Origin of the sequence: Bacillus cereus group sp. BfR-BA-01380 (assembly GCF_022663535.1) — a bacterium.
Lineage (GTDB): Bacteria > Bacillota > Bacilli > Bacillales > Bacillaceae_G > Bacillus_A > Bacillus_A cereus_BB.
Genome location: NZ_JAKUFS010000088.1, coordinates 1 through 567, shown reverse-complemented (window position 1 = coordinate 567; position 567 = coordinate 1). Strand labels below are relative to the sequence as shown.

The following is a 567-nucleotide window of genomic DNA, read 5'->3' as shown; positions in this document are numbered from 1 at the left end:
GGTACATTTTTGTATAATTAAGAAATACAAAACTTGAGAATACAACATGGAGACGGAGAACGAATGAGCAAAAAGATTTTTACAGAAAAAGAAATGCAGTTACTATCATCTAATAAATATGTAAAATCAGTTAGACCAAAGGGAATTACTTATACAGATGAATTTAAACGTTTATTTATCATGGAGAAAGAAAAAGGCAAGTTTCCAAGACAAATCTTTGAAGAGTGTGGCTTTGATGTTGAAATTCTAGGAATGGATAGAATTAAGGCTGCTAGTAAGAGATGGAAAAAGGCTTACGATGAAAACGGGATAAGTGGTTTACGTGACAGGCGAGCCGATAGTTTAGGTCGATTTATGGCAAAGGATCTTACTCTAGAGAAGAAAAATGCTCTTCTGGAAGCACAAATTAATTTACTAAAAGCAGAAAATGAACTATTAAAAAAGATTCGATTTGCAGAAAGGAGGATGAACAAGTAATTCTCACCCCTTCCCAGAAATACATCCTAATTCGCTCGGTGATTGAAAAATATCAATTAAAACATATGGTGAGTTACTTGTGTAAAATAG

General features: G+C 33.2%; 1 pseudogene. It reads left to right on the top strand.

The features are described 5' to 3' along the window. Positions 1-24: 24 nt before the first annotated feature. Positions 25-567 (top strand): annotated as a pseudogene (locus MR076_RS25975) (HTH domain-containing protein); the annotation flags it as partial.